Origin of the sequence: Microcoleus sp. Pol7_B2, from assembly GCF_036701035.1 — a bacterium.
Lineage (GTDB): Bacteria > Cyanobacteriota > Cyanobacteriia > Cyanobacteriales > Microcoleaceae > Microcoleus.
On sequence record NZ_JAUBQB010000014.1, the window covers coordinates 91,378 to 106,851 of the forward strand.

Below are 15,474 nucleotides of genomic sequence, written 5' to 3' on the forward strand. Positions count from 1 at the left end.
TCAGTCCGAGGGAGTTTTATGAGAAATGAAGTCCTCACTACAAACAAATTTAATTGCGCTCGATCGAGGGGACATCTTATGATGACCAATGACCAATGACTGATGACTAATAACTAATGACTATTTCTAATTGTTTTGAAACGTTGCGAAAAAGCAACCAATGTGCATTGATTCCTTTTATTACTGCTGGCGACCCAGACTTGGAGACAACGGCTAAAGCACTGCAAATTTTGGATGATAACGGTGCAGATGCGATCGAGCTTGGCGTTCCCTATTCTGACCCGCTAGCTGACGGGCCGGTGATTCAAGCCGCTGCTACAAGGGCTCTACAGCGGGGAACGACGTTAGATGCGGTGCTGGAAATGGTAGCGAAAGTTAGTCCGAATTTGCGATCGCCTATCATTCTCTTCACATACTACAACCCGATTTTGTACCGAGGTATAGAAACCTTCTTGCAGCAAATCAAAAGTGCCGGAGTTCAGGGATTGGTTGTACCCGACTTGCCCTTAGAAGAAGCCGACAGTCTCATCCAACCTGCCAAGAAATTAGGGATTGAACTAACATTATTAGTTGCTCCGACAAGTCCCAAAAGTCGCATAGAAGCGATCGCCCGTCAGTCTCAAGGATTTATTTACTTAGTCAGTGTGACGGGGGTTACGGGAGTACGCGAAGGCTTAGAAACGAGAGCAAAAGAATTGCTGCAAGAACTCCGCACCGTCACCGACAAACCCATCGGCGTCGGGTTTGGTATATCGCAACCTGAACACGCTCGCCAAGTGAAAGAATGGGGTGCAGATGCTGCGATTGTTGGCAGTGCTTTTGTCAAACGCTTGGCTGAAGGAACTCCAGAACAGGGTTTAGAGGCGATTGGGGAATTCTGCAAGAGTTTAAAAACAGCGATTCAAAATGCTTAGTAAGTGTGCAAATACTTTCAGCCATTAGACAGATGTGTGCGATCGGGATGTGCCGCCACAATTGCGATTAAAGACCTTGTTGTACTTGAGATCATACACCACCTTCCTTCTAGTTCCTGACTAGAAGGTTTTTTTTGGAGCCGAACACGCACAATATTTCAACATAGTGCGCGCATGGAGAACCAAACAGCTATGTATGGAAACGACTTTGCCTTCTCCAATGCGGGGTGCTGCGACTTTTAATAATTGGTAGAAGATTGAAGATTGTCCATTCCTTCTTCCTGATTGCTGATTTCTATCCGCTCGAAAAGCCGAAGAGCCTTCTTCCTTCTTCCTTCTTCCTTCTACTATAACTTGAGGAATGTAACTTGGGATAGATGAAAAGCTACGGTTTCTATTCGTATACTTAAAAAGTGTTTAAGTGCCTAATTTGGTACGGCTAGACATCTACAAAGCCACAAGGCATTTGAGGATCTCACAATAGAAAGGAGCATTTTTATGAACAGACTAACTGCATTTGTGAAAAAAATTCGAGCTGTACAAATCTTAACAGTGTTTCTGGCTGGCATTTTAGTATTAGTGAGTACAGCCTGTAGCCGCCCTGATGTGACGGCAGGAAAAACTGATGTGATGGCAGGACAGGCTGATGCGAGGGTAGGAAAAACTGCCGACAAAATTAGAGAAGAAGTGCCTTCAGGGGCTGTAACGTCCGAATTCAAAGGCGGGATGAACGACTACAGCGAGGTCGATCCCAGAAACAAAAAGATGACCACCACAGAAGCAAAAGCTGAGCTTCTCAAAGAGCAAGCGCAGCACCGCATTGACACGAAATCTAGCAACAATGTAGGCGAAAATGTGCGGCGGGTAGCGGATGACGCACCTGAGAAACTAGGCCAAATTGGGGAAAAGGTGAAGGAAGATGCTCGCACCGCCCAGCGCAAAGCTGATAACTTTGGCGACAAAACCAAACAAGGCTTTTCTAATCTTAAAGAAAACACTCGCGAAGGCTTGAAGGGAGCAAAAGATGTTGTTAAAGAAGCCACGCAGGGAGCAAAAGAAAGAGCAGCAGAGGGTACTGAGTCTCTGAGATATAATACCAGCGGCGGCCAAGAAAATATCAATGATGCAGCACGAGATGCAAGATAGAATGCTCAAGATGCCTCAGACAATATTTCCTAGAAAGTGAATCGAGATATTGACTGAACTCAACGAGCGGCTGAAAGAGCGACAGACGACTAATCTCAAATAACGCTGTTTCCTTTTCGGGAAGCTAGATTCCGACAGGGGTTAAAACCCCTGTCGGAATCTAGGTAAAATCAATCGATTTTAGATTTTAGATTAAAGAATTGAAGCATTGACCCCACGGATAAATTCGGGGGGCAACTTTCATCGGATACACGTTTTTTATTTCTGGGTTCTGAGTCTGCGAAGGAATGAATCCGGGGGCTTGTATCCTGGATGCTTTCGGTCATGTGAAGACTACTGCCTATTAATATTTGATTGGGTTTTAACCCCTGGGAGGGCTATTAGGCCGGAAGGAGAGTGGAGGGGGGTTTCAGCACAATCCAACGTCCCTGTCGTTTTCTAGGGGGGACTGGAATGCCACTTTTTTCACGACGGATTCTTTATAATTTCTATAGATTGTATTTGGATTTTTTAAGATAAAAACTTTTTGACCGACGTAGCGGAAATTTGGGCGTTCGAGCTATATTAAATTCAATTAATTACCCATTGTATTTTTCAATATATGATAAGGCAGTGTTTCTACGGTATTTCGCGTTCATTGAATCGCATTTGAGATTAACAGCAGAAACTTATACGTAAGTAAAAAGCTTTAATCGCGATCGCCAAAGTATAAAATGTTGTTCATTCACAGATAATTGGAATTTTCGATCGGGTGATCAAAAATTATGCGGTTTATGCCCTAAGATAGATACACTAAGTTTTGTCAAGCTAATTTCGGAGTTGAGGTCAGCCGATATGGACGCAAGAATAAATGCAGTAGATTTGACTACGGTAATGCCTGGAGATCGCCCGATCGCGCAATTGTAAACACATTCTCGATCAGCGATCGATCGGTTCGTGCGCGAGAAAGACCGACAACCCGCCGCTAAAATTCTCAAACCTACCTCGTTGTGGGGGAGGATTTCCGGGACGCGGTGCTGCTACAATCCAAAAAAGTTGTATTAGCGACCGTTCATGGGATCGGTAGAAATAGTCCTCAACCGAACAGATATTCTCGACGAACTCCAACGCAGATCGGTTATTTACAAATACATTAAACCTTCCAATCTTTCAATTAATCTTGACTGTTACCTGCCAAATGGAGGTGTATAAATTTTAACCAAAAAAGGCTAAGGATTCGCGATCTATTCGAGCCGTAATCCGCCGCCAATCGACAGGGGAAATGGAGGCAAACCTTATCTTGGGAATTGTGTTTTGATGCTAGTAACGATGATTCACGACTTTTATGATGCGCTGGCAGATTTGGCAATCTATGCAGATGCCACACCGGCGGAGCGCCAACAAATCCTTAATCGCGTTGGGGCTAGTCAGAAAAAACTCAAAGAATTCGCGCACCATACGCCGATTAATTACCAACACAAGTTCGAGCTGGTTGAGGCAGAATTGCTGGGGGTTTTGGGACAGACAGCAGAAGCAATGGAACTGTATGATCGAGCTATTACCGGAGCTAAAGCTAACGAATATGTCAATGAAGAAGCTCTTGCCTGCGAACTCGCTGCTAAGTTTTACCTGTCATTAGGAAGAGAAAAAATTGCCCGAATTTACATGATAGATGCCTATGATTGCTATGTGCGCTGGGGAGATAGAGCAAAAATTGATGACTTAGAAAAACGTTATCCTCAATTATTAAAACCGATTTTAGAAGCCGCAAAACTCCCTGCAAATCCCTTAGCAAATTTTTCAACACCGGCTGGGCAAAATCAATCGCTTCATCCATCCATTCATCCATCCATTTATCCGTCTGTTTCGGCGAGCGTCTCAGATTTCGGGAATTTTTCCACACTGCTAAAAGCTTGTCAAGCGCTCTCTAGTGAAAGAGAACTCGATCGACTGATTGCCAAACTGATGCAACTGGCGATGAAAAATACAGGAGCTGACAAAGGAGCGCTGATTTTGCCAAACGGCAATCAATGGGAAATCGCGGCTACCAGCACGCTCGACAATTCAGGACTCGAATGGGCGATCGACTTATCATCCGCAAAACTCGATGACAACAGCGATATCTTGCCCCTCAAAATTGTTGACTGCGTTAAAAATTTATTGAAACCTGTGATTGTTCGGGATCTCGCTCAACAACGTGATTGGGATTCCGACTCCTACATCCTCAAATACCAACCGCAGAGCCTGTTGTGTTGGCCGATTCTCGATCGAGGCAACTTAGTCGGCATTTTGTATCTGGAAAATCGCTTAACCGCAAGAGTTTTTACCCGCGATCGCCTGCAACTTCTCAATCTCCTGTGTTCCCAGGCAGCCATCTGTTTGCAAAATGCTCTGCTATATAAAAAATATCAGGATTACAACCAACAATTAGAGCGATCGCTAGTAAAAATTAGCCGAACCGAAGCTCAGCTTGCCGATCAGAAAAAAATGCTCCAAGCGATTCTTGATGTCGCTCCGATTTGGATTTGGATGGTGAATCCCAGTGGTAAAGTTCAGTTTGTGAACAAGACATTTTCTCAAGAGGTGGGCGTGCCTCTGAGCGATTTCCTAGCTGTCGATCATTATAAAGATATACTGGGGGAGAATGCAGCGGGCTGTCTGGTTTCCGATGCCGCCTGCCTTGCTCAAGATTTGCCGCATTACTCCAGCGAAGTTCTCAGATTGGTTGACGGCAAACTACACAATTTAGAAATCACGAAAGTGCAGTTAAAAAATTCCTATGGCGAGACAATAGGGATTATTGGTTTGGGTGTTGACGCCACTGAGCGCAAGCGAGCAGCCGAACTTTTGCAAGAGCAAAATCAACAGCTAGAACGAACTTTAAAAAATTTACAACAAGCACAACTGCAAATCGTGCAAAATGAGAAAATGTCGGCATTGGGTAATTTAGTCGCCGGAGTCGCACACGAAATTAACAATCCGATTGGGTTTATTTCTGGGAATTTAAGCGAAGGTAAAAGAAGTTTGGAAGATGTTATTGAACACTTAGAATTGTATCGCTCCGCTGCATCGCAATCGGAAATAGCAGACCACGCCGAAGAGATAGACCTTGATTATCTTTTGGAAGATTTACCGAAGATGATTGATTCAATGCAACTCGGGTGCGAGCGCATTTGCAGCATCAGCAACAGTTTGCGTACCTTCTCCCGAGGCGACAAAGACTACAAAGTTCCTTTTAATATTCACGAAGGCATTGATAGCGCGATTTTGATTTTGAAACACCGTCTCAAAGCAAACGAACACCGCCCGCAGATCGAAGTGATAACTAAATACGGCAATCTCCCTAAAATCGAATGTTTTCCCGGTCAATTGAATCAAGTTTTCATGAATATCCTTGCCAATGCGATCGATGCCTTAGAAGAGTCAAATCTAGGACGCACTTTTAGCGAAATTACCGCCCACCCCAACCGCATCACGATTGGCACGGATATAGTCGGCGAAGGGTACATTAAAATTAAAATTGCTGATAACGGCACCGGGATAAAAGAGGAAGTTAAACAGCAGATATTCGACCATTTGTTCACGACGAAAGGTGTCGGCAAAGGAACTGGATTGGGGTTGGCAATTGTCCACCAGATTGCAGTAGAAAAACATGGCGGAAGCATAGAGGTGAATGGCGAGCCAGGAATTGGCACTGAGTTTGCGATCGTTTTGCCTGTGAAAGGATAAATTTGAATTAAAATTCAATGTTTTTGGGGCGATCGCGTAATAAGATATACTGACTTTGATTCGGGTCTTTTTTTGAAAGCCTTGGCATAACTCTTTTAAAGTAGCATCATTTTTTTGATCAAGCAGTCTGGTTTACAAGCTGTTGCTACTGTACTTAATGAACCTGGAATCTGCTGTATTTTAGACACCCTATAAGTGAGCGCGTCACCCATTTTTAGTTGCGAGGTGTCTATTATACAAAAAAATTAATCACCAAGGCTTCGTCCTACAAAAATTTATCTTAAATTTAACCAATCTTGAATTTCTTGCGCTAACCAAGCCGCCTCAACCTCTTTCAAATTTGTTGCTAAAGTATAAAAGTAAGTTCCCCTCTCGTTACCTGAACGAATCCTGATTTGATTTCCCTGATAAGTATTGTATAGAAAAGCACCCAAAATCTCAGAAACTTCCCCCCTTTGTCCTAAATAACTCCAACCAAATATCTGATGTTCCAGTTTAAAGTAGTTCCGGTTAAAGGTAATTTTAGTACCATTGCCCAAAATCTTAAGTAACATACTTGCTACAAGCGGAAAAAATCCTAATCCCATACTGACATTTACTTGCAAATATGCTAAGACTATCGGCCAAGATAGCAGTATAGTTAATATTCCTATAAAAGCACCTAAAAAAGGCTTTCTGGCTAAAGTAGACGGAATTTTAATGTTTAACTCCGTTGCTGATTTGCTAAGTTGAATGCGACAGCGAGGTGGTTTAGCAATTTTCCAAACAGTCGGAATTTGAAGATTAGCCCCTTGTATTTTTCCCGATTTCAAAGCTGCTAAAGCCTCTCTAGCCTTGCTGAAACGCTTTTCTAAGGCGATTTCCGTCATCTTCTCAATCCAGCTTACCAAAGTGGGATTCACACTCACGCGATCGCTAAACTGAATCCGAGAATCTTTCTGTGGCAAATCCGCAGGAGTCATCCCCGTTAACAAATGAATTAAAGTAGCTCCCAAAGCATACAAATCCGAAGCCGCCACCGCCCGCCCCCAAAACTGTTCTAAGGGTGCATAGCCACTCGTTCCTACCACTGTAAACGTTACCCCTGTCACTGCCGCTTGAGCTTGTACCGCACCAAAATCTACTAGATAAACCTGCTGATCTTCCCCCCAAATTAAATTACTAGGCTTAATATCTCGGTGCAAAACAGGGGGGCTTAATTCATGCAAATAAATTAAAATTTCTAGCACTTCAGTGGCAATTTTTCGTACTTGTTTTTCTGAAAATTTCTTGCCTTTTTCTAACAATTCCTGAAGTGAAAATCCCGGAATATAATCTTGCACTAACCCAAACCAAGGCAATCCTGCTCCGGCTTCCCGCTCCAGGGAAAAATAATCTCGATAGCAAGGAATTCGGGTATGATTTAGCGCCTGCAAAACTTGTGCTTCTCTTTCAAAAAGCTTGAGTTCTTCCCAGTGCATTTCCGGGCTAAAAGCTAACATTTTCAGCGTCACCTGTTCTTGAGACTCTAAATCTACTGCTAGCCAAGTTTGATGGCCGGCCGCTGTGCGTCCTAAACGCTGTTGCAATTGATAACGTTCTTGTAAAATTTTTCCTGTATCTAACACAGCATTGCCCTCCAGTTGTGAATGCTAAAAAATAGCCTTAACTATTAAATTAATGACGGCTCTCCTACCCAGCTCATTTTTACTCATATTTGTTAAATCACAGGGTCGAAGATTAAATCTTTTGGTGACCGCCTTAAATTGCTACTATAAGTAATTACCCGTGCATTTCTCCATTCGGCATAATTGTACCGCGCCACTGAGCACCTGATAAATTAGCCGTGCTCAAATCTGCCCTAATCAAAGTTGTGCGGTGCAAAATTGCTTCCCGCAAATCTGTTCTAGCCAGGTAAGCATCAGTCATATCAGCTTCACTCAAATTTGCCTGATTAAAATTAGCTCGACTCAAATCAGCCCGCACCAAATTAGCTCGACTCAAGTCAGCCATGATTAAATTAGCATTGCTCAACTTTACATCAGTCATAAATGCACCGCGCAAATTAGCGCCAGCCAATTCAGCATCAAGTAACACAGCTCTTTCCAACTTAGCATTAGCCATTACAGCCCAGGAAAAATTTGTTTCTACCAAAGTTGCTTCACTCAAAAATACGCCATCTAAAATAGCTTCGCTCAAATTTGCCTGAGTCAGATTTGCTTCTCCCAGAAATGCTTCAGTCAAATTAGCGTGACTGAGATTAGCTTTAGTCAAATCAGCACCTTGCAAATTGACGCCCCGCAAATCTGCACCTTGCAAATTTGCACCCCGCAAATTTGCACCCTCAAAAAGCCGCAGCTCCTTCCGCAAATTTGCACCCCGCAAGCACGCACCGCGCAAATCAGCACCTTGCAAATTCACACCTCGCATATCTGCATCGCTCAAATTTGCATCAATAAAAACTGCCAAAGAGATGTTAGCTTTGCGAAAGTCTGCACCTTGCAAAGTCGCTCCGTGGAAGTCTGCATCGGACAAATTTGCTCCGCTCAAGTTTGCTTGATTTAAGTTAGCACCGCACAGCTTTGCATTAGTTAAATTTGCGCGCTGAAGGTTAATTCGGCTCAGGTACGACATCGCTAAGTTTGCACCCCAGAGGTCAGCGCTGCTTAAATTGACGCCAATTAAATCGGCACCGCTCAGGTATACGCCTCGGAGATTCATACCTTGAAAATCTAGTTCTCCTGACGTATATCGCCTTAAAATTTCGCTGGCATTCATATCTGTTTTTGTTGTTAATTAGGTACAATCTGCTATTTCTAGACTGCTTAAATTTCTGTTCGCGCAGGCGGACTTAGTTTTTGTAGCCCCAGACTTGAGTCTGAGAAATTTGATGAAATTTCTTGAATTTCAGTTGACGCAGGCCGACTTAGTTGGTGTAGCCTCAGACTTGAGTTGGGGCATTTAATGAGTTTGATTGACAAATTCTTGAGTCCAAAAGACTGTTTTGTTACCTAACTGTCGCCCGTGAATTTTCACATGAGTAAGATATTTTGATTTTAAAGTACACAGTTTTTTGTGAATGTATGTAGCTGTAGCCTGTTGGTTTGGTACTTCAGCAGACTCCAGAATAACATGGAGCCAACCGTCTTTAAATCCCGCTGTAGCAGCAATTCCTTTAGGCTGTAGCAATTGATTAATCAATTGGGCGATCGCCTTTGGTTTGCCTTGCTTTGCCATTTCCAAAAGCTGATACTGATTTGCTTTATGGCTAGAGTTTTCCTGCGGTATGTCTGAAATATTGTCATCCAGGTTTTCTGTGATTTCATAAGGATATTTACCGCTTTCTTTTGACTCCAATTCGATCAAAATTTCCAGCATTTTATCGGTAAACTTCTGAACTTTTCCTACATATTCTCTGAGATTTTTATATTTCCAGTACAAACGCTCCTCTGGACTTCCCGTAGAAAATTTTCCGTTCAAAGCAGCTTCTAACTTGGTAAATATATTTTCTATTTGCGCCGTTGCGGAGTTAGCACTTTGACTGACTAATTCTGTCATTTCTTCTTCCAATTCCAACTTGCGTTTGATGGAATCGCTAATATTTATAATAACAGGAGCCGTCGGTTCTAAAGTTTCGATAATAGTCGGCATTTCTGCAACTGGGAATGTTTCTACCATTTCCTGTCTGAAATCGGTAGCATAATTATTATTGCTGGTTTCGGCTTCTTTAAACTGTACAGTTTCTGCCGTGTCCGGCACTAAGTAACTCTTTTGCGGGTCATAATGATAGTGAGCTGGAGCAGCTTGAAGGATGTGAGTAATCTCGCCTGGATCAAAATAATCGGTGCGCCTGTCTACCAGCTCGCTCTCTTCATAAACACTGTTGTTTAAATGCGTCTGATCGTAATCTTCGCTAGCCGAAGATTCGGCTTCATCCGGTTCTTCCTGTTGCATTTTTGCGTAACAAGGATTCATCGCTTTAATGATTACGCTTGCAGCTTGGTCGTTTTCATCTCTGTTGTCGAGATTGCTAGCAGTTGTGTACAATCGAGATTCGAGTTCGGCTAGGCTGCCACAGACATTAAACAGTTGTCGCAGTAGATTGTCAAGTTCTTGAGTTTTCAGCAGTAGCCAATCGCGATCGCTAAAAGTAAACTGGTGATAAAGAGTAGAAAAAATTAGGATTTTCGCCCTCAGCGGATTTGTTTGCTGCAAAATTTTTTGTCTGACATCAAATAATTTGCCGGGGTTTCTTGCACTTTCTTCGCTGCTGGGTATTTCAGAACTAAAGTGTTCTTCAAATGCGGGAGCTTCCTGACCGCCAAAACTAGATATGTTTATTTCTAATTTGGTGAAATCTTCAAATTCATACAGCCTGCTAAGTTGACAGACTATGAGGTCTGCTACTAAAGCATACTCGGTTTTTTTATTAACCTTAGAGACTATATTATTTAAAACTGCTTCAATATCTTCTAACCTGCTGTATTTGGCGCACAGCTCTTCAATTAAAAGCCTTACATCTGCGCTGGCGAGTTGCGCCGGATCGTTTTCCCAGGACTCTTTACAAGCAAAAAATATTATTTTTTTTATGCGCGAGAGATTCACGTCTTGTTCTAATTCGCGAACAACTTCATCTAAAATAGATAAAGCTTTCATAGTTTTCCTCCCATAAAAATACCCTGTCAACACTCAGCAAGAAATAATACAATTATACCACATTTGATAAATGCAAGACTTTGATGCGATCGTAATTGGCAGCGGTATTGGGGGCTTAGTCGCCGGCTCGATGCTAGCTCGCTACGGCAAGCGGGTGCTCGTCTGCGAGAGCCACATCATAGCGGGCGGGGCAGCTCACAGCTTTTCGCGCCGAGGATTTCACTTTGATTCGGGGCCTTCTTTTTATTGCGGTTTGACTGACCCCCAGTCGTTCAATCCTTTGCGGCAAGTTTTTGATGTTTTGGAGGAATCGATCGCAGCAATTTCCTACGATCCACTGGGGCATTACCATTTTCCAGAGGGAAGTTTACCAATTTATGCTAATGCGAGAAGTTACTTAGATGCTGTAGCTAAGTTCGCACCCCAAGGTGCTGTAGAATTACAGCAATTTCAAAAAAACTTATTAGTTTTGTATGAAGCTTTGCGTGGAATTCCGGCTTTAGCGCTGAGATCTGACTGGCAGTTGATACCTGTTTTGCTGTCTCGGTACTCGCCTGCTTTGCTGAAGCTGTTGCCGCTAGTAGGTGCGATCGCGGGTTCAGCAGGTTCCTTGATGGATCGGGATGTGCGAGATCCTTGGGTGCGGCGTTTGATCGATTTGGAGTGCTTTTTGCTGTCGGGTTTGAAAGCGCACGGAACTGTCGCGCCGGAAATAGCTTTTATGATTGGCGAACGATCGCGCTGTGCGATCGAATATCCTGTAGGTGGCAGCGGTGCGATCGTCGATGCTTTAGTCAGAGGTTTGCAGCGCTGGGGAGGAAAATTGCGCCTGGGATCTGCCGTCGAGCAAATATTAGTTGAATCCGGCAAAACCACCGGCGTTCGCTTGAAAAATGGCGAAATTATCCGCGCCCCAATCGTTATTTCAAATGCCACAATCTGGGATACTTATACAAAATTACTGCGCCCTGAAGATTTGCCGGAAAGCTACCGAAAAAACGCTTTGTCTATGCCAGCAGTAGACAGTTTCATGCACCTGCATTTAGGAATTAAATCCGAAGGACTCGAAGGTTTGACCGGCCACCACGTCGTCGTTCACGACAGCAAGATTGACATTACAGTACCCGGAAATACTTGCATGATTTCGATTCCTACAGTGTGGGATGCAACTCTCGCGCCGCCCGGACATCACGCCGTTCATGCTTATACATTGGAACCTTACGAAGGTTGGGAATATGGCGAATTGTATCAGCAGAAAAAGCAAGAGCGATCGCAATCTCTGTTTCAAGCTTTAGAAAGAATTATACCGGATTTGCGATCGCGGATAGTCTTAGAGTCGATCGGCACACCGCTAACCCACGCCCGATTTTTACGCCGATATCAAGGAACTTACGGGCCTGCAATTGCCGCCGGAAAAGGCACATTTCCCGGGCCGCAAACACCAGTCAAAGGCTTGTATCGCGTGGGAGACAGCACCATGCCGGGAATTGGCGTCCCCGCCGTCGCAGCATCGGGTATTTTGTGCGCGAATACTTTAGTAAATTCGGATGTTACAGCACAATTTTTGTAAGTTATCCCAGAAGGAAGAAGGAAGAAGGAAGAAGGAAGAAGGGAAATTAACTGGTTCCCTGCCTCTGGCTGGGAACCGAGCTCCAGAGGCTCTGCCTCGCTTGCAAAAAAACAGGAGGCAGAGCAATAGTGAAATGCGTTCCCAGCCAGAGGCAGGGTACGAGGAAAAAACTACTTTTTACAAAATCTGCCTGCTCCCAAAACTGATTATCCACCAGCGGCAAAAGCGCCCATAATTGCGATCGACAAAGCCAAACCTGGCAACAGCAGCAATCCTAACATTAAAGCATCGTGTCCGCTCATCACTTTCTCCTGATATTGACGTTAAACATTATACTATATAAACCGCCATCTTGCCTCGGCCTTAATAATTAAAACCGGCATATAGATTCAGGATTGACAGGGCAAATTTTATTAACAATGGGATTCCCGCGCAAGTCCAGGGTAGTTAACTTTTGCAAAGATTGCAGGGAACTGATATCAGAGATTTGATTGTTGTACAAGTCGAGTAAAAATAAATTATTTAAAGCTTGTAGCGCGCTGGTATCCGAAATCGGGTTGTTGAACAGATAAAGTTCAGTCAAATTAGTTAACGATTTCAGCGGACTGATGTCGGATATTTGATTGTTACCGAGGTTGAGTTCAATTAAATTAGTGAGCGATGTCAAAGGAGTAATATCTGATATTTGATTTTGGAATAAAACCAATTTATTTAAGTTAGTTAGAGCTTTCAAAGGAGTAATGTCTGATATTTCATTTCCGAAGAGAAACAGCGTAGTCAGATTTTTTAAGGAAGCCAGCGGGGTGATATCCGATATTTTATTATTGTAAAGGTAGAGTGTCTGGAGTTCAGTTAAATTTTCCAGAGGAGCGATATCTGAAATTTGATTGTTGTAGAGAATCAGCGCGTTTAAGTTAGTTAAGTTTTTCACCGCAGTGATGTCGGAAATTTTGTTGTCAAACAAGACAAGTGCGGTAAGATTAGTTAGCCCTGCTAGGGGACTGATATCTGAGATTTGATTGGTATCGAGAACGAGTTGAGTCAGATTTATTAGAGATGAAAGCGGGCTGATATCTGATATTTGATTGACATCCATAATCAAAGTTTTCAGATTGGTTAAAGATTGCAGGGGAGCGAGGTCAGATATTCGATTGCTGCCGAGGATAAGATTAGTAAGTTTAGTGAAAGATGAGAGGGGACTGATATTGGTAATTTGAAGATTTTTGAGGTTAAGTTCTGTTGTATTAGAAAGCAGTGCGTTGGCTAGATCGCACTCGGAAGTGTCTGATATTTGCAACAGTATTTCTACCGTATGTTTGGCGTCGGGCGAGAGATTCTCTTTTTGCTGGCACCAATCGGGAAAGTTATTATAATTTGTCATGGGCTGTGCTGCCTTAATCGATTTTAGATGGGAGATTTAAAATTTTAGATAAGTATAGCAATTCTATTTCATTTGTGAATGAGATTTTTGTCTGGTTTTGAGAAATTTAAGCAAAAATTGTGTAAAGTAATCTTAACATCCTTAATTTAATTGCATTCGCAGGAGCCAAGAGCCAACTATGACACCAGAACTCATTTTTAATGCCGGTAATCTGTTCGTTGTGCCTTTCTGGGCAATTATGATTTTATTGCCCAACTGGGGAATTACCCGAAAAGTGATGAATTCCTTTATTCCGTTTGCAGTGCTAGCCGTTTTGTACATATATTTGTTTGGTAGCAGTCTGACTGCGGAAAATGCGGCTGCTTTGTCCAATCCCAAGCTAGCAGATATTGCTAAGTTTCTGGGGGAGGAAACGGCGGCGGCTACGGGATGGATACATTTTTTAGTGATGGACTTGTTTGTCGGGCGCTGGATTTATTGGGAAGGACAGCGGACAGGAGTTTGGACGGTTCATTCTTTGGCTTTGTGTTTTTTTGCTGGGCCGATGGGATTGCTTTCTCATATTGTAACTGCTTGGATTACTCAAAGGTTTTTCCCGAGTTCTGAGGCGGCGGAAACTGTTACTTCATCGGTTTAGGCAGAGGGTTTTTAATACCTTGGATGTTAGCTCGCATCCGGTTGCATCGAAATGATTAAACCGCGAAGGCGCAAAGGACACGAAGGAAGAGAAAGAAGAATTTGCAGTTCTTCCTTCGCGCTCTTGGCGTCTTCGCGGTTCATTTAATCTTACGACCTAACAGAACTCGAGCTAATACAAGTCCGAATCAAACAAAGTTGATATCAATCATCCACTCTTGGAGGCAGAACCTAATTATGTAGGGCTTGCTGAATAATCGAGTGCATATTGCGTCGCGAAAGGTTTCGAGCGCGTGATCGAGAATAAAGTGCAAGATAAACAGGTAAAATAGGTCAAAACCCGTGCATCACCACCTGAGCTCATGTACAAAAAGGTTGAGCTTGCTCCCATCCCACCCTTGGACTTTGAACTAGCCAACGGCTCTAAATTGTCACCAGATAACCGTTGGGTAAAGATGGCCCAAGTAATACCGTGGTCAGAATTTGAATCAGAATATGCTCAAAACTTCCCCACAGAAATGGGTGCACCAGCCAAATCATGGAGGATGGCGTTGGGGGCATTAATTATTAAGGAAAAATTAGGGGTTAGTGATCGGGAAACAGTAGAACAAATCCGTGAAAACCCGTATCTGCAATACTTTATCGGTCACTCAAGCTACAGTAACGAGCTGCCATTTGACCCATCACTATTGGTTCACTTTCGCCAAAGAATTAGTCCGAACTTAATTAATAAAGTGAATGAACGAATGGTCGAAAAAATGCGCTCCATCACCCCAGTAAAAAAAAAAGGATTCGGACGCCAAAAATGAGTCACCCAATCGAGGAAAATTAATCATAGATGCGACCTCGGCCCCAGCAGACATTACCTATCCGACCGACTTAGGACTATTAAACAAAGCCAGAGTTCATACCGAAAAAATTATAGACATCCTGTATAAACAGATCAAATATCAAACCAGTAAAAAACCAAGAACCTACCGTAATATCGCCCGAAAAGATTACTTATTAATAGCAAAACAAAGAAGACCATCCCGCCACAAAAAAAGACAGGCAATTAAAAAACAACTTCAATATATCAAAAGAAACCTCGCTCATATTGAACAGCTAATCGAGTCAGGTGCGACTCTCGAACGCCTGAGCAAAAAGCAATATAAAACCTTGCTAGTCCTCACAGAGGTCTATCGCCAACAGCAATGGTTATTTGATAACAATAAACAGAGCATTGAGGATAGAATAGTAAGTTTAAGCCAACCCCATATCCGTCCCATAGTCAGAGGAAAAGCCGGAAAAAGCGTAGAGTTTGGAGCCAAACTATCAGCCAGTTGCTTTGAAGGATATATATTTTTAGACAGGATGAGCTGGGATAATTTTAACGAATCAAGAGACTTAAAAGCACAAATAGAAGCATATCATAGCTTCACAGGGTATTATCCAGAGTCAGTTCATGCAGATCGCATTTACCGAAATCGGGAAAACCGAGCATG

General features: G+C 43.0%; 9 protein-coding genes and 1 pseudogene. 6 read left to right on the top strand and 4 right to left on the bottom strand.

Annotation, left to right across the window (positions count from 1 at the left end; translation table 11 throughout):
* Window positions 1–116: 116 nt before the first annotated feature.
* From trpA to QUA57_RS08380, 3 genes are all read left to right on the top strand, one after another.
* Entirely contained in the window at window positions 117–914 is a 798-nt protein-coding gene (trpA, locus tag QUA57_RS08370; RefSeq protein WP_333040195.1) for a tryptophan synthase subunit alpha, read from the top strand.
* A gap of 498 nt (window positions 915–1,412) precedes the next feature.
* Complete coding sequence (locus tag QUA57_RS08375) at window positions 1,413–2,060, top strand: DUF6658 family protein (RefSeq protein WP_333040193.1); 648 nt, start codon at window positions 1,413–1,415, stop codon at window positions 2,058–2,060.
* Between the two features lie 1,296 nt (window positions 2,061–3,356).
* Window positions 3,357–5,768, top strand: coding sequence for an ATP-binding protein (locus tag QUA57_RS08380; protein WP_333060278.1), 2,412 nt, complete (start codon window positions 3,357–3,359; stop codon window positions 5,766–5,768).
* Between the two features lie 275 nt (window positions 5,769–6,043).
* On the opposite strand, the gene QUA57_RS08385 is transcribed toward QUA57_RS08380, so the two are convergent.
* The 3 genes from QUA57_RS08385 to QUA57_RS08395 form a co-directional block, all read right to left on the bottom strand.
* Entirely contained in the window at window positions 6,044–7,375 is a 1,332-nt protein-coding gene (locus QUA57_RS08385; RefSeq protein WP_333060267.1) for a serine/threonine-protein kinase, read from the bottom strand.
* A gap of 154 nt (window positions 7,376–7,529) precedes the next feature.
* Window positions 7,530–8,525, bottom strand: a complete 996-nt coding sequence (locus QUA57_RS08390; RefSeq protein ID WP_333060268.1) for a pentapeptide repeat-containing protein — start codon at window positions 8,523–8,525, stop codon at window positions 7,530–7,532.
* Between the two features lie 183 nt (window positions 8,526–8,708).
* Complete coding sequence (locus QUA57_RS08395) at window positions 8,709–10,403, bottom strand: hypothetical protein (protein WP_333060269.1); 1,695 nt, start codon at window positions 10,401–10,403, stop codon at window positions 8,709–8,711.
* Window positions 10,404–10,473: 70 nt separating this feature from the next.
* Here QUA57_RS08395 and QUA57_RS08400 point away from each other — a divergent pair, with 70 nt between their 5' ends.
* The gene (locus QUA57_RS08400; RefSeq protein WP_333060270.1) at window positions 10,474–11,973 is read left to right on the top strand and encodes an NAD(P)/FAD-dependent oxidoreductase; all 1,500 of its coding nucleotides are present in this window, start codon (window positions 10,474–10,476) and stop codon (window positions 11,971–11,973) included.
* Between the two features lie 370 nt (window positions 11,974–12,343).
* Here QUA57_RS08400 and QUA57_RS08405 read toward each other — a convergent pair whose 3' ends face one another.
* Window positions 12,344–13,354: a leucine-rich repeat domain-containing protein gene (locus QUA57_RS08405; protein WP_333060271.1), complete on the bottom strand. Its 1,011-nt coding sequence runs from the start codon at window positions 13,352–13,354 to the stop codon at window positions 12,344–12,346.
* Window positions 13,355–13,532: 178 nt separating this feature from the next.
* Between QUA57_RS08405 and QUA57_RS08410 the strand changes: the two genes are divergently transcribed.
* Together QUA57_RS08410 and QUA57_RS08415 are read left to right on the top strand one after the other, a co-directional pair.
* Window positions 13,533–13,991, top strand: a complete 459-nt coding sequence (locus tag QUA57_RS08410) for an ABA4-like family protein (RefSeq protein ID WP_333060272.1) — start codon at window positions 13,533–13,535, stop codon at window positions 13,989–13,991.
* A 361-nt stretch (window positions 13,992–14,352) separates the two neighbouring features.
* Window positions 14,353–15,474: pseudogene (locus QUA57_RS08415) on the top strand (IS5 family transposase); the annotation flags it as partial.

Bases quoted from the DNA above. Each gene is read 5' to 3' on its own strand.
- trpA (WP_333040195.1), top strand. From the start codon at position 117: ATGACTATTTCTAATTGTTTTGAAACGTTGCGAAAAAGCAACCAATGT.
- QUA57_RS08375 (WP_333040193.1), top strand. From the start codon at position 1,413: ATGAACAGACTAACTGCATTTGTGAAAAAAATTCGAGCTGTACAAATC.
- QUA57_RS08380 (WP_333060278.1), top strand. From the start codon at position 3,357: ATGCTAGTAACGATGATTCACGACTTTTATGATGCGCTGGCAGATTTG.
- QUA57_RS08390 (WP_333060268.1), bottom strand. From the start codon at position 8,525: ATGAATGCCAGCGAAATTTTAAGGCGATATACGTCAGGAGAACTAGAT.
- QUA57_RS08395 (WP_333060269.1), bottom strand. From the start codon at position 10,403: ATGAAAGCTTTATCTATTTTAGATGAAGTTGTTCGCGAATTAGAACAA.
- QUA57_RS08400 (WP_333060270.1), top strand. From the start codon at position 10,474: ATGCAAGACTTTGATGCGATCGTAATTGGCAGCGGTATTGGGGGCTTA.
- QUA57_RS08405 (WP_333060271.1), bottom strand. From the start codon at position 13,354: ATGACAAATTATAATAACTTTCCCGATTGGTGCCAGCAAAAAGAGAAT.
- QUA57_RS08410 (WP_333060272.1), top strand. From the start codon at position 13,533: ATGACACCAGAACTCATTTTTAATGCCGGTAATCTGTTCGTTGTGCCT.